Here is a 328-nt window from a genome sequence, read left to right on the forward strand (position 1 = left end):
TTTATTTCCACATGAATCCCTCCGAAAGAATCGTATACATTTAATATCGGAGAATGAGAGGTCTTGATTTAGTCTTTCAAGATCAATAATAAATTTTTGAGGTGAACAAGAAATGGCTCCTAAGAAACCTGTCCAAATGCTAGTTCCCGATTATATGGAACGCTTTGCTTGTATCGGCTCAGCTTGCGAAGATACTTGTTGCTCCGGATGGACCGTAACAATTGATAAACCTACCTATAAACAATATCGAAATACTAAAGACAAGGAATTAACTAAGCTTTTTGACGAACATATAAAAAGAAACAAAACAAATCCTTCTGATTTTAAT

The 328-nt window shown here is 34.5% G+C and carries 1 protein-coding gene; it reads left to right on the forward strand.

Going from position 1 to position 328, the window contains the following annotated elements; all coding sequences use genetic code 11:
* Positions 1 to 112: 112 nt before the first annotated feature.
* On the forward strand, positions 113 to 328 hold a 216-nt coding region (locus SB754_RS19610; RefSeq protein WP_410784071.1), incomplete at its 3' end, for a hypothetical protein.

Origin of the sequence: Leifsonia sp. SIMBA_070, assembly GCF_046534635.1 — a bacterium.
Classification (GTDB): domain Bacteria; phylum Actinomycetota; class Actinomycetes; order Actinomycetales; family Microbacteriaceae; genus Leifsonia.